Below are 21,329 nucleotides of genomic sequence, written 5' to 3' on the forward strand. Positions count from 1 at the left end.
ATAGGGGCATCGGCGTGAGGAGGTGCATCATGAGTGGTGTGACCTGTCATGAGGGAGGCAGATATATATGGACAAATTGTAAATTGGATTTACAATATGTCCAACCCCGTGCAGGGGAAGACCCCCATCATCAGGCGGGACGCTGAGGAGAAACTCCGGGCCCTTGCCTGTGGATTTCCAGCGGTGTCGGTGATCGGCCCCCGCCAGTCTGGAAAGACGACACTTGTTCGATCGGTATTCCCGGATCTGCCCTATGTATTACTGGAAGATCCCGACACCCGCGCCTTCGCAGAAGAAGACCCGCGCAGTTTTCTTGCACACTATGAAAAGACCGGCGCAATTTTTGATGAGATCCAGCGGGTTCCTGAACTTTTTTCCTATCTCCAGGGCGTTTTAGATTGGCACCAGAGGCCAGGACAGTTCATCCTCACCGGTTCCCAGAACTTTTTGATGATGGAGCGGATCTCCCAGTCACTTGCCGGTCGGGTCGGGATCATCAAACTCCTCCCGCTCTCAATGAGAGAACTTGCCCATGCCGGAGTTGAGGTCGAACGGTATGAAGACCTCCTCTATGCCGGCCTCTTTCCCCGCCCCTACAGCAGCGGCATTCACCCGGCAGATTTCTATTCGTCATATATCCAGACGTACCTTGAACGTGATCTCCGTCTTCTCAGGCAGGTACAGGACCTCTCGGCCTTCCAGAGGTTCATGAAGATGTGTGCCCATCGGTCCGGCCAGGTGGTAAACTACTCGTCCCTTGCCAACGATTGCGGCATCACCCATAACACGGCGAAAGCGTGGCTATCTCTCCTTGAGACGTCATTGTTGATCACCCTGATCAGGCCTCACCACAAAAACTTCAACAAGCGGCTTGTGAAAATGCCAAAACTCTACTTTACCGATCCCGGTCTTGCCGCACACCTGGCCGGGATACAGAGTGCCGACGATCTTTGTTTCCATCCATTAAAGGGGGGGCTCTTTGAATCGCTTGTTATATCCGAGTTCCTGAAGGTCCGGTTTAATCGTGGCAAAGAGTCCAATCTCTACTTCTGGCGGGATAAGTCGGGGCATGAGATCGACTGCGTCATCGAATATGGAGGACGGGATCTCGTCCCGGTCGAGATCAAGTCGAGTCGAACGGCAAGTCCTGACTTCTTCAAAGAGATCACACACTGGAATCGACTCTCCGGCAACACGCCGGACCGATCGTTTGTGGTCTATGGGGGTGACCAGTCCCAGCGTCGAACGGCAGGGCAGCTGGTCGGGTATCGGGAGATGGACCCGATCGTTTCGTATCTGGTGTGATATATAGCCGGATCGGCACGATAGAAGAAAGAATTCTGTAAAATCACGAGCCAAAAAAGAGGGAGAGGTCTGAATTATTTCTTCTTCAGGTAGATCGCGGCACCGGCGATGCCGACGATGAGGAGGACGCCCGCGACGATGGGGAGAGTCCGGTCTGTCGTCTCGCCGCCGGTGGCGTCGACGCTGGTCGCGTCGGTGACCTGTGCTGCCGGGCGGTCGGCGTCTCCGGCGGAGGGCGGTTGTGCGGCGGTGAAGAGTGCGAAGGTGCTGAAGTGTGATACTTCGGCGGTGACGGTCATGGTCTCATAGTCGATGGTCGTCGGGATCTCTTCCCATCGTCCTGCTTCGGCGTTGTACCACCTGACCGTGAGGTCACCCTCTTTGAGGTCTTTCCATTTCTCCGCCGGGATCTCGAAGGTGAGGGTGATGGCGGGGTCGAAGGTTGCGCCGGCGGGTCCGCAGAGATAGGTGTATCCTGCTGCGACGAACCCGGTCTCTTCTCCGGCGGCGTCGGGCACCTCGCCGGGCGCCGCGGGCCTGATGGTGATCTCGTCGAGGGGCGTGCCTTCGGAGTTGTGGGCCGCGGTTCCTTCAGGTACTGAGAGGGTTGCGATCCGGTCGGATGAGACGACGGCTGCGGGCTCGTCCACCGTTCCGGTAGCGGAGGTGGCGAGCGTTGTGCTGCCGACGACCGGTGCTGCCGGTGCCTCGAGGGAGGGTGCGACGGTCTTCACCGGTGCGGGGTTCGAGGGGCTGCCGCCTCCGCCGCCCCCGCCGCTGCCGGTGTTGCCGCCAGGCGTGCCCCCGGTCTTCACCGCGAGGGCGAGGTTTCCGAGTTCGCCGGGTTCGAATACTGCGGTCTGTGCGGCTTTGTTACCGTTGACGGTGAAGGTGATCGTCCTGCCGACGACGTCGCCGCCGCCTTTGACGACCAACCGGTCGTCGTCCTTCTCAACGCCGCCGAAGACCCCTTTGGTGTCGGTGGTGAGGGTGCCGTACGCTGTGCCGTCGATCGATGCTTCGATGACGGTCCCTGCCGGTGCCGGGTTGCCGTCGATGGTCACGGTCCCGCTGAACTCCTGCGGGACGACGGGTGTCTCGTCGGCCGCGGCGGCGCTGCCGACCAGGGCCGCCATCACGACGATGAGCACGATGATTGCTGTTCTGCCTTTCATTCTACTCCTCAAAAAATTTAGATGCTGATGGCGGCAAGGGTGCCGCCGGTCCGCATGAAGACCCAGTAGCCCTCGCCGGGGTTGAGGTCTCTCTCGTCAGAGTGCGACCCGCTCCCGCTGTTGATGATCGAGGGTGCGTAGGCCTGTTCTTCGGCGTCGAGGCCGATGAGGATGGCCCATGCATCTTTGACCGATGCGAGTGCGTCCTTTGCCGGTGCCGGACTGACGTCGGAGAACCCGACGGCGTTCCATCCGGGCACGAGGGCCTTTGTGGGTGCGGTGGTTGGCTTGAGCGAGTCGAAGGTGAGGGCGACGGTCGCGGTGGTGTTGGAGTAGATCCAGACGCCGTCGAGCGGTTTGACCGGAGCATCGCTCTTGAGGACTTCCCAGCCGTCCGTGCCGTCGTAGCCGAAGATCGAGTGGCCGGCACAGTCGACGTTCTCAAAGAGGGCGACGGTGTCGTTGCCTGGTGCGAGGGTCCGCGGGACCGAGACGAAGTTCCATCCCTTGCGGAGGATGAGGGTCATGTCGCCGTCGCTCCCGGGCAGGCCGAGGAGTCTGACCGCGTCGATGCTGCCGAGACGCTTCTCGGCGGGCACGTCGTCGCCGACGAGCCTGAGCGGCCAGTCGCTCTCGGCGAGGGGCATGCCGTCGATCTCGTTGGCGAGGATGATGTTGTTGTTCCTCTTGACGTCTGCGCTGGCGAACTCGACGGTGCGGTCGTCGCCGGTGCCGGCGATACCGTCGGGTCCGTAGTCGACGAGGAGGACGGTGTATCCCGCGTCGGCGAGGTCGTCACGGTACGCCCCGGCGCCGTGCGACTGGCCGTCGTCGACCCATCCGCAGAGGAGCCAGAGTGCCAGGCCCGACCAGGTCTGTCCGCCGTCGGTCCATTCGACACGGTGGATGCTGCCGCTGCACTCGACGCCGTGCTCGTAGTAGGTGCGGCCGATCTCTTCGTTGATCGCGCCGTTCAGGGTGAGGCTCCAGTCCTGTCTGGGTGCGGGCATGATCTCGATGGTGTCGACCTTTGCGACCGATATGCCGGCGACCGCGGGCATCTTGTCGTAGTAGTGCCAGCACCATTCAGGGAGGCACTCGTGCATGTCCCAGTTGCCGAAGATGCCGTCAGGGGCCATGAAGAAGAGGCGGGGACCGTCACGGTATGCCGGGACGTCGCCCTTCTCCTCGGTCCACCATGCGATGATGGCCTCGCCCTGTCTGGCCGCCGGTTCGTAGACCGAGGCGTACGGGAGCGACCCGGCGTATCCGTCTCTGGCGGTGAGTTTGATCTCGTTGCCCTCTTCTGCGCCGCCGACGAGGTTGCAGAGGTCGCGCAGGGAGGTGCCTTTCACGACTTCGTTGATCTTGCCGGGGTTGGCGTTGACGGTCTCTTCAGGGTCCCAGAAGTTGTAGGGTTCGCCCGGATGCGTCTCGTTCCACTCGTCACTGAAGACCGGGCCCTGGAAGTGGAGTTCGACGCCGTTATCCCCGCCGTAGACGTCGAGGTTCTTCTTCATCCACCGCACGGTGACGGTGGTCTCGTCGACGACGGTCCTGCCGTCTTCGGCGTACTTGACGATCCTGATCTTCGGGAGGTCGGCGAGGGCGAGGACGGTGATGCTCGCGGTGCCCTGCACCCCGTCGCTCTCCGCGGTGACGGTCGTGGTGCCTCCGGCGAGGGCTTCGAAGTAGCCGGTGGCGTTCACGCTCCCGACGGTGGTGTTGCTGCTCGTCCAGGTGAAGACGAGGTCTTCCATTCCCGCGCCGGTGTCGTCATACCCTGCGGCCGTGAACTGGAAGGTCTCGTGCTCTTCGAGTTCGGCGTCGGCCGGGGTGACGGCGACGGTGGCGAGCATCGGGACCGTCGGGATGATCTCGCCGGTCTGCCACTCGCCCATCATCGGGTACTCGTCCTTGTAGGTGCCGAAGGACATCGGGGTGTCGCCGATGCCATTCTTGTCGGCGTCGGTGCCGGGGTATCCGGTGTAGTGGTTGCCGACGCAGCCCGTGTACTCGCCGCCGCGGTAGGTGTAGGTCACCTCTTCGGGCGAGTGGTAGGTGTTGGCGGTCTTGATCTCGACGGGGCCGAGGAAGGCGTTGGCCCAGACGGTGTTGCCCTTTGCCGCGTCCTTGATACAGATCTCGGCTTCAGCGTTGTTCTCGCAGGTGTTGTTGAAGACGAGGTTGCCGGCGACGGTGTCGCGGAGGCTGAGGCCGCGTTTGGTGTTCTCGTGACAAGAGTTCTCTTCGACGGTGTTGCCGGTGGCGTCGCCGCCGAGGTGGACGCCGTTGTAGCACCCGGCGCAGTCGTTCTTCCTGACGATGCAGTCGTCGAACCCGACGATCTCGATGCCCGCGACGTGCTCGTCGGTCGGGCCGCGGACCGCAAAGCCTTCGACGGTCACGCCGTCGGCGTCGACGTCGAAGACCGGTTTGTCGGTTGATGCGGCGGTGACGGTCACGGCGCCGGCGCCGTTCTCGGTGCGGATGACGAGCAGTTTGTCCACCAGCACGTTCTCGGTGTAGACGCCGTCCTTCACGACGACGGTGTCGCCGGGGTTCGAGGCCGCGACCGCATCAGAGATGGTGGTGTAGACTCCTTCGCCGCCGTCGGCGTCGACGTACCGCGTCTGCGGTTCAGGTGATGCGTAGGCGTCGTGCGTCGCTTTCAGCGGGGCGTGGTCGGTGCCGAGGCTGTCGGGGAGGATGTACGGGGCGTCGATGACGCCGTCGTTGTTCTCGTCGTCGCCGGTGTAGTCGGACCAGAAGTTGCCGAGGTAGTTGGTGTGAATGGCGTCGTTGTAGGTGTAGGTGAGGGGGGCGGTGGAGTTCCAGATCTGGGCCGGTGATGTGGTTGAAATCACGTCAGCGGCGTTGTCGATGAACTCGTTGAGATAGATTATGTTGTCGCCACCGGACTTGTAAAATTCAAGCCCTGCTGTGGAAGAGGAACTGAATGTATTATTGACGATGGTGTTGTTTGAAGATGAACCCTTCCCCTGGAGTGTCAATCCGGATCCTGTACTGTTTATGAAGAGATTGTCTGAGACAACACAGTCTACTTTGTCGACCGTAACTGCAGAATATTTTGCAGTGGAATTTCTGACGATGTTGTGAGAAAATGTGGTTTTATTTCCTCTAATATGAACTGATTCCGTCATCCCGTCAAAAACGCAACGTGTAAATGTTGAACCACATACGGGATTGGTGGAAGAAAAAGTAATACCAAATGTGCTGTTGGTCACCAATAATCCTTCAATCCATGTTCTGGTTGTATCTGCATCATAGTGCTCAGTTCCCAAACCAATATATTTACCTCCCCTGCAGTCGATCATCACCAGATCGGCGCCCTCGCCGATGATGGAGAGATGTGGTTTCTGTACGTCAAAATGAGAGTAGGTGCCGTTGTACAGGAAGATGGCGTCTCCTGGTTTTGTCTCTACTGATCCTGAAATACGTGTGTAATCATTGATGTCGTCACCGTCATGGAGGTACCATGTCGTCGCCGTTGCGGGTGCGATGAGGAGAGCAAGTAGAATAAGGCAGAAAATTCCAATCGTTTTTTTCATGAAAATCACCATAGAAAAGAAAAAAAGGGTTAGTTGGTGTGGTGATGGGTCACCACGAGCTTTACGTAGTCAGTCGAGAGGGTTGATGATGTGTCTCTGTCGGTAGCGCCCTTCTGCTTCGCGAGCACGGTGACGTTGCCGTTGACGACGTAGTTGCTGATGCTTGAGGTCTCCTCACCGGTGAGCGTGACCTCGCTGCCGCTGGTGCTGCCCTGGAGGAGTTCGTAACTGCTGCTGTTCCAGATGTAGAGGTCGGCGCCGGGGGTGCTGGCATGGGTGCCGGTGCCGTTCCAGGTGACAGCGAGCTTCTCGATGTTGCTCGCACTCTCGGTGACGTTGAAGACGAAGCGCTGGGCAGCATACTGATCAGTGGGGGCTGAGATAGAAACAACCTGGTTGTCATCGGAGGCAATGTTTGCGGTGCTGGCGAACGGGGTGTTCGGCACATTGCTGGCGCTCGGCACGCCGGTCACGCCGCCCTCGTACGCATACTCGACGGTGTCGCCGCCGGTGGCGAAGTCATAGCGGTGCGGGGGGTAGATGTCGATGGTGTTGACCTGCTTCACCGAGAGACCCTTTGCGGAGGGGTATGCGCTGTTGTCGGTCTTGTTGACCCAGTATTTCCAGTACCAGGAGGGCAGCGCTTCGTGCATGTCCCAGTTGGTGAAGTTGTTGTCGGTTGTGTTGTAGAAGTAGAGACGCATGCCGTCGCCCCAGGTCGGAACGTCGCCATAGACGGAGTCCCACCAGGTCAGCACCAGGTCGCCGAGCCTTGAGTTCTGGCTGTTGACATGGGTGGCGTTGAACCACATGGTGTAGGTCTTGGAACCGACGCTCCTGATCGCGATCTCGTCGCCGGTGGTCATGCCGCCGACCTCACTGACGATGTTTTTCAGGGAGGTGCCGTTGTGGCCGCCGTAGCTGACGAGGTTGACTCCTTCCTCGGTCTGGTCCCAGTTGTTGTAGTCGTTCTCGTTGAGACCGGCGTCGATCCACTCGTCAAGGAAGACCGGGCCCTGCATGTAGATGTCGCCGTTGCTCACGACATCGCCGTCCAGACTCTTAAGATAGGTGTAACTAAGGTTCTCCGACCGGTCAACGGTGGAGTAGTTGTTGTCTGCGTACTTCGTGACCTCTACGTACGTTGTTCCTGCTGCACTTGCCGGTGCTGCCATCAGGGCGATGGCAATGCACAGGCAGAGCAGTGCCATGGGGGTTCTTTTTTCCAATACAATGCTACGTAAACTCATTTTTTCACTAACCCTTTTTTCTTTGACAATTGATCTTCAATCAGACGATCTATAAATCTCTTTTCATGATTTAGTAAAATATATTAAGTATATCACATTAACGTATTTGACCAGAACCGGCCGGTTTGAGGGCCTTAAATCTTGAAATTTCTTGCTTCATGCCGGTTAATCTCTCCAAAGTGTTGACATTATTGAAAATGTGGCAATTTCATCTGGATTTAGGATCCATTTTGGCGATTTGGTCGCCATGTGCGGAAAAAAGAAAAAAATAAACCATTTTGTATTCTGCGCACCTGATCATGACGGATATGCTCAGACCGTCGTCCCCACGAGAGTGCTATTCCCACCGGTCCCCCCGCGTCAGGATAGGAGTGGGAAAGACAACCCCCTCTTCATGTTCATCGATTGTGCCCTCCCGGCCCAGCATTCAGAAGGTGTTTCTGTCCGCCGCATATCGGTCATGAGAGGGCCTGGTATGATCAAATCATCATGAAAACCTGGAGGGCCGATCTTCGAGATCATTTTCATGGACCATATCCCAAAAGTATCCCGGGCTTGAACAATCTCTGGATCAACACCTCTTCATGGCCATTTCTCTGCCTTCCCGGTCCAATCGCCATCCCGGGGGTCAGGGGGCAGGGCCCCCGGCACCGGGCTTCGAAGGCGTGATGGAATGATCAGACCTGCCGCCCGCATCGCAGAATCTTTATCGCCGTCTCGCGCCGGGGGTTTCACCCCCGGACCCCCACGATGAAGATAGGGGCGGGGCGGCAGCAATCTGTTGAACGACGCCGTGTTTCATAAATGTCTTCCGGTCGCAGATCCTGACAGAGGGTTTTGGGATGACCTCATGGTAAAACCTCACTTTTATTTGGTTCAAGAGGATACTGCCGTCTGCCACCTATCTTCGCGGGGGGGACCGGCGGGACCGAGCGTCAGCGAGTTCGAGAAGACTCGCACGTCTTCGAGCGGCCAGCCCTCCACAGAGATGGTTATCCAGAGGAATTCTGCAGGGCTAAAAAATATTTTCTCGGTATTTCAAAAATTTGGGTGCCCTTTTTCAGGCGCCTATCGCCGCAAGATCTCCCTTCTCGCTCATGAAGATCCAGTAGCCCTCCTTTGGCCCCATATGCTGAACCAGGTTGCTCCCGGCGGTGACGGCCGGCCTGTACTCCTGTCTGATCCTGTCGAACCCGACAAGAGAAGACCATGCCCCGTCCACCGACTGGAGCGTCTCCTCCACCGGTGCGGGGACGGTGTCCGAGAACCCGATCGCGTTCCATCCGGGCGCGAGGTGCTTCATCGGCGGCACCTGTCGCAGGTCGGGGTTGTACGTCAGCCCGACGGCGGTGCTCTCGTTTGCATAGATCCAGATCCCGTCCAGCACCCCGAGCCGGTTGTCAGACTTGAGCACCCGCCAGCCGTCGGGCTGGACGTACCCAAAGATCGAGTGGCCCGCACAGTCCACCGCCTCGAAGACCGCCATCGTGTCGGCGCCGGGCGCCAGCCGTTTCGGCACCGAGACGAAGTTCCAGCCGGGGATGAGGGTGAGCGTATCGTAATCGTCGCCGCCCGCGCCCACGACGACGACACGCCTGAAGACGTTGTTCTCCTCGTCCGCCTCCTCGACGGCGCCGTCGGGGTCGGCGATGACGGAGAGTTCGTAGACCCCTTCGGCCGCCGGTCTCCAGACGAAGGAGACATCCGCATGGTCCCCGGCCGCAAGCCGGGCCACCGTTTCGGTCCCGGCCTTCGCACCGTCCACCGCGAACACCACGGCGAAGGCGTCGGCGTCTTTGCCTCCACGGTTCTCGACCCTCGCCGTGACCGTCGCATTGACGCCCGGATCGAGATCCGGCACCTCGATCCCGGTGACGAGAAGATCAGGCACCCCGCTCCGGTCGATCACCACCCGGTCGAAGACCTCGCCGGGCGGGCGGATGCCGAGGACTTCCTTGTTGTCCTCGGAGACGTTGGCCACCGGCACGAACTCCATCGTCGCCGTCTCGTTCGCCGGGTCCACCGTCACCCGCGTATAGCCGAGCGTAAACTCCAGGCTGTTCTGGTATCCGGCCTCCTTCTCCTCGGTGAGAGTGTACAGCGGGCCGCCGCCGGTCGCCGCGACGACGTACTGCGTGCCGTTCACCAGGTACCGCTGGTACGAATGGACATGCCCGTTGAAGACGACATCGACATCGTTCGCCTCGAAGGTCGGCCCCCAGAGCGTACGGAAGTTCTTCCATCCGCCCGGATGGCGGGTACCCGAACTGTACGGCGGGTGGTGGAAGGCGACGAACGTCCAGGACGCGGTGCTCTCCGCCAGATCCTCTCCGAGCCACGCCGTCTGTTCATCCATCCTCGGCCCCACATCGTCGTTGGAGTCGAGCATGGCGACATGCACGTCCCCGCAGTCGAAGGAGTACCAGTGGGGGACCGCGAAGACCGCCATGAACGCTTCGGCATCGTCCCAGTACTCGTGGTTCCCGCGCGTCGGGTACAGCGTCGTGTTCGCATACAGCGCCCGCCCGGACGCAAAGAACCGGTCCCACTCCTCAGGGTTGTTCGGGTCGCAGACCGTGTCGCCGACATGGACCACGAAGGCGGCGTCCTGCTCCTCCGCGGCGATCCGGTCCGCGACGAGTTTGTGCCGCTCCAGCTGCGTGAAGTCGGAGATCTGCTCCTGCGTATCACCGTAGACGATGAAGGTGCACGGCCCGGTCGCAGGGAAGGTCCTGAAGGTCAGGTCCGCGGAGACATTCCTGCCCGCGTGGACGCGGTAATGATAGCGGGTATCGGGCGCAAGATCGGTGAGGTTCACGTGCCTGAGCACCCCCTCGCCGGAGGCGGAGACATTGCGGTCGTACTCCCCGTGCTCGGTGAAGTACGCTTCAGCGGCGTACTCGACCATCCCGGCCGCCGGGATATCGGTCTTCCAGTTGACCGTCGTCCCGCTCGTCGTCGTCCCGGTCAGGTACGGCCCCCACTGCACCTCCGGCACCGGCGGGAGAACCTCGTAGTGGTCGGCCGGTTCCATCAGAGGATAGAGATCGTGATCCGTCGCCGAGGCGATATAGGGAGTGTCGCCGATACCGTCACCGTCCGCATCGGTCCCATCGTAGTTGTAGTAGTAGTTGCCCAGATAACCCTGGTAGAGGGTGCCGTTGTACCAGTAATCGCATGGTTCTGGAGTGTTGACCATATTCGAGGAGCCTTCACTGATCCAGCTGGTCTTGCCGCTGCTGGTTCCATCTTTGGTCTTGGCCCAGGTATTCAGGTAGATCTGGTTTTCGTTCGCACTCTTGAGGTAAAGGTCTGTTTTCCCGCATCTGGAGCATGTATTGTTGACGATGACGTTTCGTTTCGATTGACCCAGATATAATCCATTATAACTCCCGACAATCGAGTTGTCGCAGATCAGGCTGTCGCTGGAAGATGTTATAATCCCACAATATCCGCCTGAGACAGTATTCCCGGATACCGTGGCGTTTGCGATGCTCCCGAGGTTCATCCCTCTGGAAATGATATTATTATCAATGGTGAGATTCTCGAACCGGCCTTCCCCCTTGATGCCGTCACTGCTCATGGGTACGCTCCCGGTGAAGGTGTTCCCCTCCAGTACGAGATCAGATGATGTACCCAGCACGATCTCAAATAATGCACTCTCCGTGATGGCGCTGTTCAGCACCGACGACCCGTCCGATCCGGTTATGCGCAACCCGGACTTCTTGCTTGAGGTCATGGAACAGTTTTCAATCGTCGTATCCGGCGAATAGGTCACGTCAATATGATATACGCCGTTCCAGGATCCTGTACAGTCTTGGATCGTTGTCCTGTCCGCCTTCTGGAGACAGATACCGTTGAATGTATTCTCGGAGATCGTGCATCCGGTGATTGCTGAATTTCTCGTGGCATTGAGGGACATCCCGTTTTGTGCGTTTTTATTTGCCGAAGAATTGCGGATAGTGACGTTCTCTGCATCCTTCAGGACGATCCCCTGATAGTTGGAGGACGCGGCGACATCTGCGGCGCAGCAGTCCCGCACCCCGTCCAGGAGAAGCCCGGCCCCCTCGTTCGTCGCCCCGGTCAGCGCAAACCCTTCGATGGTGACGTTATCAGCGTTCACGGCGATCACGTCGTCGCGAGTATTCACTGCTTTCACCGTCGTGGCTGCAGCGCCGTGCTCTGAGACGAGGGTCAGGCGTTTGCCGACATCGACGTTCTCGGTGTACGTCCCGTCCCTGACAAGAACGGTATCTCCGGGATTGGCAGAGAGCACCGCCTCACGGATGGTGGTGTAATCCCCGCCCCCGTCGAGATCGACGACGATCGTCTTCGCCGCAGGCGGCGCCTGGGCCACCGTCACGGTCGCTGACCCCGAGACCTCGCCTGCCGTCGCCGTCACCGTCGCCGTCCCCTCTGCCAGCGCCGTGAAGAGCCCGGTGGCCGGGTCCACCGTCCCGACCGTCTCGTTGTCGCACGACCAGGAGACCGCGACGTCCTCCATCGGTTCGCCGTTCTGGTCCCTCGGGACGGCCAAAAACTGTTTCGTCTTCCCGACCACCGCCGTCGCATCCGCAGGATAGACCGAGACGGCGGTCAGCACCGGCCGCTCGCTCACCCTGATATAACGCTTCTTAGTCCAGACAACCGTACCCTCCGCGGCCGTCACCGTGAGCGTGACATTGTACGTGCCCGGTTCGGTGTACTCATGCACCGGCTGTTCATCCGGCGAGGGGTCGGTCTCGTCGCCGAAGTCCCAGTGCCATTCGGTCGGTGCCGTCCCCGAGGTCTCGGGCGTGAAGGCGACGGCGAGAGGGGCATATCCTGAAGTCCGGTTCGCGGCGAAGTTGACCCTGAAGGGGGGCGCCGGGTCCTGCGAACGGATGATGACCCGGTCGATGTACTTTACCGCCATTCCGGTGGTCGCCGGATAATCCACCCCGCCGGAGACGTAATAGTGCCAGTACTTCTCGTCCATGCACTCGTGCATGTCCCAGTTCCCGAAGACATGCCACCCCCACGGGTTGGTGGAGTCGTCGGCAAAGAAGATCAGGCGCATCCCGTCGAAATAGTTCGGGACATACCCCGTGTCAGGCCGCCACCAGGTGACGACCATCGGCCCCTGCCTGGGGTCGGGGTTGTAGACGTTCCGGTACTCGAAATTTTTGCCCATTCCGTCATTGGCCTTGATCGTGACGGTGTCGTTCGGGCTCATCCCGCCGACCAGTTCGCAGAGATCTCTGACGTCGGTCCCCTTGACGGCATGATAGTCCTTTTCCGGGATGTTCCCGTCCTCTTGAGGGTTCCATAGCCGTTCTTCGTCCTCCTCCCCGAGTTCTGGCCCCTGGTGATAGTAATGCGTCACGCCGTCTCCCTGTATCGGGAGATTCTCCTCCATCCACCGATAGTCGACCGTCTCCTGTGCGATCAACGTCCCGTCCTTTGCCAGTTTGGAGACCGTCAACTCGGTCGTCGCCGTCCCGGCCGAGACCGGCGTCGCCAGGAGGAGGCCGGCAAGGAGGAGGACAAGGAGGAACACTCCCGGTTTTATCCACGCTTCGAGATGAGAATGGTTGGATAATTTGTATGACCGATCGGTTTTCGATTTCATGTGATATAGTCCTGTAAATTGTAGATCGATATCATCTCTGGGCATACAATATAAATGGATTTTCATGTTTCTGTTAATTATGTTAAACAGACCTTGTGAATTTCCCGCCGTCGCTGCGGGGGACGATCCAGGAAAGAATGAGCGTTTGAACAGGGAAAAAACGTCATATGAAGAATATGGTCACGATCGTGGCGCTGTATGGAGAAAAAATCCGTGATATCCATCCCTTGTCCCGGAACCCGGCTTGATCCGGCAGCATGGGGGGCGATCCGGGATGCGCCCGCCTCCAGGCCGGAAGGGAGCGGACGCCCGGAGATGCACCCGCCCCGTGAAGGGGGCGACGGAGGGTCGGCGGCCGACTGTTCTTCAGGGGGGCGTGCCGATCAGACGGGCCGCCCTTCGCCGCCCTTCGCCGCACCTTCACCGTCGTCTCGCACCGGGGGAATCCTCCCGCCGGCAAGTTCAACAAAAAGGATCGGGTCCGCACCCCGCACCTCAACAGTCCACGCCGCGTGCCCGCAGTTCCTCGGTCTTCTTCTCCGAGCAGGCCTCGCACCGAAACTCAGGGGCGTGGTCGTCGGTCTTGTCGTAGTTGGTGGTCTTCACCAGCCGGTAACCGCGGCAGACCTTCCCGCAGTCCACGCACTTGATGTTCTCCTTCACCTCCCACTGGGCGGCGAGCACCTTCGAGGTGAAGATGAACCGGTCGACCCAGAAGAAGATGAGCCCGCCGATGAGGTTGGCGATGACCGTCGCGGTGAGCGGGTCCATCGTGGCGAGGAGGATGAGCACGCCGGCGAGAAGAGGGGTAGAGAGCTGCCACCTGACCAGGTACAGCCCGTAACGCTTGAAATTGACGTCCATGTGCGTACAAAAGTACGAATCTACGGGGATAAATCTGCGGATGGGGGTAGGAGAGAGCCCGCGAAGAAACGGGAAAAAATGGGAGAAAAAAGGTTCAGAGCACCTCGGCCTTCGTGATCCTGACCTCGGTGCGCGGCCGGTCCTGCCGGTCGGTCTGGGTCGTGCCGATGGCGTCGACGACCTCCATCCCCTCGACCACCCTGCCGAAGACCGGGTGCATCGGGTTGAGGTGGACGTTGTTCACCAGGTTGAGGAAGAATTGGCTTCCCCCGGTGTTCGGCCCGGCGTTCGCCATCGAGATGGTGCCGCGGTCGTTCCTGTTCGAGGCCGTGAACTCGTCGGGGATCGCATACCCCGGCCCGCCCATCCCGGTCCCGGTCGGGTCGCCGCCCTGGATCATGAAGTTCGGGATGACGCGGTGGAAGATGACGCCGTCGTAAAAGCCTTCCTTCACCAGTTTCTCGAAGTTGCCGGCGGTGATCGGCATGTCGGCGTAGAGCTGGATGGTGATGTCGCCCATCGTCGTGTGCAGGACGACCTTTGATCCTTCCGGATGTTCTGCCATGATAACTCCTCCCTGTTTCATGGGGGTGACACTTTATAGACCTTGCCGGCGGGCGACCCCGGGGAATAATGATCATCCTCCGGCTCTGTTGAATCAGACATGAACCACTGGCTCAAACGTACGCGATGAAAATGATTGTGAGTCTCCAGGGTATCTGGATCCGTGCTCGCCCCTTCAGAGCGGGACACTTTGTGAGACCATCATCTCATTGCCGCCCCCGCCTATCTTCTGTCCGGGGGGGGCCGGGGGTGCAACCCCCGGCGCGAGACGGCGGGGAAGATGCTGCGAGAGGGGCGGCACATCGATCATCACGCCTTCCCGCACACTCTCGCCGGGGGCGCTGCCCCCGGAACCCCCGGGAAGGCAGGTCGATCAGACCGGCCGCCCCCTCAATCGCAGCATCTTCACGCAGCACCCCCTCGCCCCGCGCCCGCTCCCCCGGAACCCTTTAGGCAGGTTTTTCATCGGCCGTGCCTATGGGGGTGCATGCACGAGGAAGAGCGGGAACTGGTGGTGCAGGAATTTCTCAGAAACCTCAACCACGAGAGGCCCGAGTTCAGGTGGGGGGCGGCGGAGGCGCTCGGCCGTATCGGTGACTCCAGAGCGGTTGCACCGCTGATCAAGGCGCTGGAGGGCGACCCCGACCCGCGGGTGCGCACGAAGGCGGCGTGGGCCCTCGGCCGGCTCGGCGATCCGCGGGCACAGCGCCCCCTCCTCCGGGCCCTCGGCGACCGGGACGACGACGTGCAGGAGATCGCCGGAGAGGCGCTCGAGGTCCTGAAACGGAAACTCTCTCTCCGGGTCTGAAACCGGGGTCTGGCCGGGGTGTGGTGCCCCCTGAAAAACTACCTTAAGGTTGGGAGCCGACCTCATACACGATGAGCGGCAAGATGACCCCGGCCATGCAGCAGTTCTACGCGATGAAAGAGGAACACCCGGACTGCATCATTTTTTTCCGCATGGGCGACTTTTACGAGACCTTCGGTCCTGACGCCGAGGTGGTCGCCCGCGAGCTCGATATCGTGCTCACCTCGCGGGGCAAGGACAAGGACGGCGAGAAGATGCCCCTCGCCGGCGTCCCGTACCACGCGGCCGAGACCTATGTCTCCCGCCTTGTCGCGAAGGGCCACCGGGTCGCGATCTGCGAGCAGCTCGAGGACCCGAAGAAGGCGAAGGGGATCGTCAAGCGCGGCGTGGTCCGGGTGGTCACGCCGGGCACGGTCATCGACGCCTCGATGATCGCCTCGCCCGGCGCCCGGTACCTCATGGCCCTCTCCCCGGACGGCAAGAGCGGGCGGTGGGGCCTCGCCTTCCTTGAAGTCTCGACCGGCGAGTTCTTCGTCGAGGCGGTCGGGGAAGACGGCGATATCGCCCCGGTCCTCTCCGAGGTGGAACGCTACCACCCGCACGAGTGCATCACCGGCACCCCCCTCCCCGACGCCCTCTCGACCCGCCTCTCCCAGGCCGGCGTGCTCCTCACCCCGTACCGCCCCGAGACTTTCGCCCCGGCGCGGGCCCGTTCAATCCTGTTGGAACACTTCCGGACCCCTTCGCTCGACGGCTTCGGGTGCGGCGGCGATGAGATGAAGGCCGCGGTCGGGGCCGCGGGGGCGGCGCTCAGTTACGCCACCGAGACCCAGTACAAACCCCTCACTCACATCACCGGCCTCTCGGTCAGGGCCCCGGCCGATCGGATGGCCCTGGACGCGATCACGCTGAGGAACCTGGAGATCACCGAGACGATGCAGGGCGAGGGGAAGGAGGGGACGCTCCTCCATCTTCTCGACCGGACGGCGACCTCGATGGGGAGCAGGACGATGCGCAAGTTCCTGGTCAACCCCCTCATCTCGCCGGCGGCGATCGACGCCCGCCTCGACGCCGTGGCGTTCTTCCACCGCGACGCCGGGCTCAGGAGCGACCTCCGCGACGCCCTCCGGGGATGCGCCGACATCGAGCGGATCGCCGGCCGGATCGCCTACGGCAACGCGACGCCCCGCGACCTCGTCACTCTCAGGGCCTCGGTCGAGACTCTCCCGACGGTCCGCGCCCTCCTCGGCGGCGACCTGCCCGAACGGATCGCCGACGCCCTCGCCGGGGTCTCCGACTTCTCGGCGGTGAGCGCCCTCATCGCCCGGGCCGTCGTCGACGATCCCCCGGCCAACCTCAAGAACGGCGGGTTCATCAGGGACGGGTACGCGAAAGAACTCGACGACCTCAGGGAGGTCTCGGGCTCCGGGAAAAACTGGATCGCCGAGTTCCAGCAGCAGGAGCGGGAGCGGACCGGGATCAAGTCGCTGAAGGTGAAGTACAACCGGGTCTTCGGCTACTCCATCGAGGTGACCAAGCCCAACCTCCACCTCGTGCCGCCCGAATACGAGCGCCGGCAGACGACGGCGAACGGCGAGCGCTTCATCACCCCCGAACTCAAGGAGAAGGAGGCGATGATCACCCACGCCGACGAGCGCCTCCTCGGCCTGGAGGCCGAACTCTTCGCCGACCTGCTCACGACGCTCGCCGCCGACGTCCCGGCCTTCCAGGAGACGGCGCGGGCGGTCGGGCTCCTCGACGTCTATGCGGCCCTCGCCGAGGTGGCGGTGAGGAACAACTATGTGCGCCCGAGCCTGGACGACTCGGTGGACACCGAGATCAGGGACGGGCGCCACCCGGTGGTCGAGGAGATGGTGCCCGGCACCTTCGTGCCCAACGACACCCGCCTCGACGGCGCCGGCGACCAGATCCTCATCATCACCGGGGCGAACATGGCCGGCAAGTCCACCTATATGCGGGCGGTCGCCCTGATCACCGTGATGGCCCAGGTCGGGAGTTTTGTCCCGGCCGCCGCCGCCTCGGTCGGGATCGTCGACCGCGTCTTCACCAGGGTGGGGGCCTCAGACGACCTGGCGAGCGGGCGGAGTACCTTTATGGTCGAGATGCAGGAACTCGCGAATATCCTGAACAACACCACCGCCCGCAGCCTCGTCGTCCTCGACGAGATCGGGCGGGGCACGAGCACGGTCGACGGCTACTCCATCGCGAAGGCGGTGCTCGAGTACCTCCACGGCACCGGGGCGAAGGGGCCGCGGACCCTCTTCGCCACCCACTTCCACCGCCTCATCGAGGTGGAGAAGGAACTGGAGCGGGTGAAGAACTACCATTTCGCGGTGAAGGAGACCGGGTCTGAGGTGGTCTTCCTCAGGAAGATCGTGCCGGGCGCGACCGACCGGAGTTACGGGATCCATGTCGCCCGCCTGGCCGGGGTGCCGCGGGCCGTCACCGAGCGGGCCGGGAAGGTGCTCGAGGAGACGGAACAGGAGGCGAGGAACGGGGGGAAGACGGGCCGGAAGCACTCGGCGCAGATGTTTCTCTTCTCAAACCCCCCGCAGGACGACCCGGCGCCCGCTCCCGCGCCGGTCGAAGAGAGTCCTGTCCTCAAAGCGCTCCGCGACCTCGACCCGGACGCGATGACGCCGCGGGTCGCTCTCGAAAAACTCTATGAACTGAGAGATATGGCACGTAAGGAGGGATCGGCATGAGTATGCAGGACGCCACCATCCGGGTGCTCCCGACCGGCACGGTGAACCAGATCGCCGCCGGCGAGGTGGTGGAACGCCCGGCCTCGGTGGTGAAGGAACTGGTGGAGAACGCCGTCGACGCCGGCGCCGGTCTGGTGCGGGTGGAGGTGACCTCAGACCGCCGGCAAGTCACCGGCGTGCGGGTCGTCGACGACGGGATCGGGATGGGCCGGGCCGATGCGGTGCTCGCGTTCAAAGAACATGCGACCAGCAAGATCCGGGAGATCGAGGACCTCGACCGCCTCCACACCCTTGGGTTCAGGGGGGAGGCGCTCGCGAGCATCGCCTCGGTCGCGGAGGTGACCATCGTCACGAAGCCGCGGGACCGCGGGGTCATCGCCGGGATAAGGGTGCGGGTCCGCGGCGGGGGCGAACCCGAGGTCGCCGAGGTCGGGGCGCCCGACGGGACGAGCGTGGAGGTGAGAGACCTCTTCTTCAACACCCCGGCCCGCCGGAAATTCCTCAAGTCCCTCCACACCGAACTGGCGCACATCCACGGGGTCGTCGAGAAGACCGCCCTCGCCCACCCGGAGGTCGCCTTCCGCCTCCTCCACAACGGCCGGGAACGGATCGCCACCCATGCCGCCGACGACCTGCGGGAGACCGCGGGCGCCCTCTTCGGGACCGACCTCACCCGCGCCCTCGTGCCGGCGGGCGGCGGGAACCGGTTTGTGCGGGTCGGGGGCTTTGTCGCCCGCCCGTCCCATACGCGGGCCGACCAGTACCAGATCTTCCTCTCGGTCAACGGCCGTCCGGTCTACTCCGCCGGGATCGTGCGGGCGATCAAGGAGGGGTACGGGACGCTGCTTCCCGCGAACCGTTTCCCGGTGGCCTTCCTCGCCCTCACGACCGACCAGGGCCTGGTGGACGCCAATGTCCACCCGACCAAGCGGCAGGTGCGCTTCACCCATGAGCGCGAGGTATACGAGGCGGTGACCGACGCGGTGCGGACGGCGCTCCATGGCGAGGACCTCCTCGTCGGGGAGCGGGAGGCGGAGGTCTTCGTCCCGGCGCCGGTGCCGCGTCGTCCGGCCCGCCCGGTCGCTCCCGCCCCCTCAACCCCCGCCCCCCGTCATGGCGTCGCCGAGAGCCCGGCGCAGTATGCGAAGTCTGACCGCCGCCTCCGCCAGACCGAACTCCCGCTCGCGGGCGCGGAGCGCAACCGCCTCCCGGAGGTGACGGTCCTCGGCCAGGTGGACGCCACCTATATCATCGGCTCGACCGGCGGGCGCTCGCTGGTGCTCATCGACCAGCACGCCGCCCACGAGCGGATCCTGTACGAGCAGGTGCAGGCAAAGCAGGAAGGCGGGCCGAAAACCCAGGAACTGATCGTCCCGGTGCTCGTCACTTTCTCCCCCACCGAGGTCGAACTCGTCCGCGAGGCCCTCCCCCTCCTCGCGGAGGAGGGTTTCGTCGTCGAGGAGTTCGGGCCCTCGACCTTCGCGGTGAACGCCATCCCGGTGGTCCTGGGCAAACTCGAGGAGCCCGAGGTGATCCGCGACCTCGTCTCCGCCCTGGTGCGTGAAGGCCCCTCCGACCCGGTGGGGAGGCGGGAGGCGATCACCAGACGGGTGGCCTGCCGGGGTGCGATCAAGGCCGGCGATCCCCTCACCACCGAGCAGATGCAGCGGCTCGTCGAGCAACTGGCGCATACCGAGAACCCGTACACCTGCCCGCACGGGCGGCCGACGGTGATTCTTTTTTCGCCGGACGAGATGGCGGCGATGTTTCGGCGGACGTGAGGGGGGAGAGGGCGCCTCCGTCCGAACGATTTGAACTGTTGTCTCGCGCCGGGGGTTTCACCCCCGGACCCCCACGACGAAGATAGGCAGGGGACGGCACGATGCTCTTCACGATCATGGATGTTGCCTTCTCAGCCTCATTGCCATCCCGAGGGTTCAGGGGAGTATTGGGATGACCTCCATGAAAACGACAGAAAGTTCGGCGACGACCGCACGATTAATGGCATTCAAAATATAATTCCTCTCCATGACCCCTCGCTCCCTCCCCATCGCCCTCTGCATGATCTTCGCCCTCCTCCTCCTGAGCGCCGGGTGTCTTGCCGGTACCGGCGGCCCGGATCTCGAAAGTCTGTCCCAGGTCAGAGAATCCCTGAACCGGACCCAGGAAGAGTATGACGCACAGGTGGCGTCGGAGCCTGAGAATGCCACGGCGTGGTGCGTCCGGGCCCTGGTCTACCTCAACAACAACGGTCAGAACGAGGAGGCGATGAAGAGTTGCGACCAGGCGCTTGCACTGGACCCGGAATACGGCATGGCCTGGTATGTGAAGGGCGTCGCGCTGGTGAACCTGCAACGATACGATGAGGCGGAGGCGTGTTTCCTGAACGCGTCGAGGTGCGATCCCGAACTGGCGGACAATGCGGCCGGGATGATCCGCCGATATTGTGGGGATTGAGATGGGGGGAGAGCCGGGTATGGAGCCGCCGTGATCTTATGCGTGATGATGCGTGATGATGCGTGATGCGGGTGAGACAATGAGGTAACTACCCCTCTCTCCCCCTCCACAACCTTCATATCCCCATGATCCCATCCCGCCCCGGTGGAACCAATGAAAATCGTGGCATTCAACGGGAGCCCCAGGGCCGAGGAGAGCGGCACCCACGTCATGGTCGACGCCTTTCTCGAAGGGGCGGCACAGGCGGGCGCCGAGGTGGAGAACGTCTTCCTCGCACGCAAAAAGATCGAACACTGCCTCGGGTGTTTTCAGTGCTGGGCGTCGCCGGCGGGGCGGTGCGTCCTGAAAGACGATATGGAAGACCTCATCGGGCGCTACTCCGCCGCCGACATCGTCGTCTTTGCAACGCCGCTTCACAACGACAACATCTCCAGTCACCTGAAGGTCTTCATCGACCGCCTCCTGCCGACCGGAGATCCCCATTTTGAGGTGGACGAAGGGGGAGAGACGGTACATCCCACCCGCGGTGGGAAGGTCCCGAAGTTCGTGATGATCTCGAATTGCGGTTTCCCTGAACAGAGCCACTTTCAGGTGCTCAGGCTGCTGACGAAGCGGATGGCACGCAACTACAAGACCGAGTTCGTCGCCGAGATCTATCGCGGCGGCGGGCCCTGGCTGACCGAACCGGCCGCTGCGGAGGCGGTCGAGGGGTACCGGGAACTGGTGCGGGCGGCCGGGGAAGAGGTGGTGACGGCCGGCCGGCTCTCCGAAGAGACGAGAGAGCGCCTCGAACAACCCCTCATCCCGTCGCCGGATTTTCTCGATTTCTACCGGCAGGGGGTCAACCAGTACTGGGACGACCTGTGGGCCAGGAAGGGCTAGGGTCGGTGCTCTGGCCCCCTGATCTCTCCATTCTGGGCTCTATTATTGATTTCAGGCCCCCCAAATCTGACAGAATGGGCCGCGTTCGGGAAAACAGCATTTTTGAGGTTTTAGG

At 62.0% G+C, this 21,329-nt stretch carries 12 protein-coding genes; 6 read left to right on the top strand and 6 right to left on the bottom strand.

All coding sequences use genetic code 11. The features are described from left to right. Window positions 1–96: 96 nt before the first annotated feature. Complete coding sequence (locus E2N92_RS12675; RefSeq protein WP_220681512.1) at window positions 97–1,305, top strand: ATP-binding protein; 1,209 nt, start codon at window positions 97–99, stop codon at window positions 1,303–1,305. Between the two features lie 74 nt (window positions 1,306–1,379). Here the strand turns inward: E2N92_RS12675 and E2N92_RS12680 are convergent, their stop codons facing one another. The 6 genes from E2N92_RS12680 to E2N92_RS12705 all read right to left on the bottom strand — a co-directional run bounded on the left by E2N92_RS12680 (window position 1,380) and on the right by E2N92_RS12705 (window position 14,342). Next, window positions 1,380–2,480, bottom strand: coding sequence for a hypothetical protein (locus E2N92_RS12680; protein WP_220681513.1), 1,101 nt, complete (start codon window positions 2,478–2,480; stop codon window positions 1,380–1,382). 17 nt (window positions 2,481–2,497) lie between these two features. Next, window positions 2,498–6,064: a NosD domain-containing protein gene (locus tag E2N92_RS12685; protein WP_343222849.1), complete on the bottom strand. Its 3,567-nt coding sequence runs from the start codon at window positions 6,062–6,064 to the stop codon at window positions 2,498–2,500. A gap of 17 nt (window positions 6,065–6,081) precedes the next feature. Beyond that, on the bottom strand, window positions 6,082–7,263 hold the full coding sequence (locus tag E2N92_RS12690; protein WP_220681515.1) for a hypothetical protein: 1,182 nt from the start codon (window positions 7,261–7,263) through the stop codon (window positions 6,082–6,084). Window positions 7,264–8,362: 1,099 nt separating this feature from the next. After that, window positions 8,363–12,841, bottom strand: a complete 4,479-nt coding sequence (locus E2N92_RS12695; protein WP_220681516.1) for a NosD domain-containing protein — start codon at window positions 12,839–12,841, stop codon at window positions 8,363–8,365. A 567-nt stretch (window positions 12,842–13,408) separates the two neighbouring features. Further along, window positions 13,409–13,777, bottom strand: coding sequence for a hypothetical protein (locus E2N92_RS12700; RefSeq protein ID WP_220681517.1), 369 nt, complete (start codon window positions 13,775–13,777; stop codon window positions 13,409–13,411). Window positions 13,778–13,871: 94 nt separating this feature from the next. Then, complete coding sequence (locus E2N92_RS12705; RefSeq protein WP_220681518.1) at window positions 13,872–14,342, bottom strand: peptidylprolyl isomerase; 471 nt, start codon at window positions 14,340–14,342, stop codon at window positions 13,872–13,874. A 486-nt stretch (window positions 14,343–14,828) separates the two neighbouring features. On the opposite strand from E2N92_RS12705, the gene E2N92_RS12710 reads away from it, so the two are divergent. The 5 genes from E2N92_RS12710 to E2N92_RS12730 all read left to right on the top strand — a co-directional run bounded on the left by E2N92_RS12710 (window position 14,829) and on the right by E2N92_RS12730 (window position 21,214). Then, window positions 14,829–15,149: a HEAT repeat domain-containing protein gene (locus tag E2N92_RS12710; protein WP_220681519.1), complete on the top strand. Its 321-nt coding sequence runs from the start codon at window positions 14,829–14,831 to the stop codon at window positions 15,147–15,149. A 71-nt stretch (window positions 15,150–15,220) separates the two neighbouring features. After that, window positions 15,221–17,875 carry a DNA mismatch repair protein MutS gene (gene mutS, locus E2N92_RS12715; protein ID WP_220681520.1) on the top strand — a complete coding sequence of 885 codons (2,655 nt, stop codon included), beginning with the start codon at window positions 15,221–15,223 and terminating at the stop codon, window positions 17,873–17,875. Beyond that, window positions 17,872–19,656, top strand: a complete 1,785-nt coding sequence (gene mutL / locus E2N92_RS12720) for a DNA mismatch repair endonuclease MutL (protein ID WP_246589230.1) — start codon at window positions 17,872–17,874, stop codon at window positions 19,654–19,656. Before mutS ends, mutL begins: the two co-directional genes overlap by 4 nt. Window positions 19,657–19,903: 247 nt before the next feature. Then, complete coding sequence (locus E2N92_RS12725) at window positions 19,904–20,332, top strand: tetratricopeptide repeat protein (RefSeq protein ID WP_220681521.1); 429 nt, start codon at window positions 19,904–19,906, stop codon at window positions 20,330–20,332. Window positions 20,333–20,485: 153 nt separating this feature from the next. Continuing rightward, entirely contained in the window at window positions 20,486–21,214 is a 729-nt protein-coding gene (locus E2N92_RS12730) for a flavodoxin family protein (protein WP_220681522.1), read from the top strand. Window positions 21,215–21,329 lie beyond the last annotated feature (115 nt).

Source organism: Methanofollis formosanus (genome assembly GCF_019633745.1).
Taxonomy (GTDB): Archaea; Halobacteriota; Methanomicrobia; order Methanomicrobiales; family Methanofollaceae; genus Methanofollis; species Methanofollis formosanus.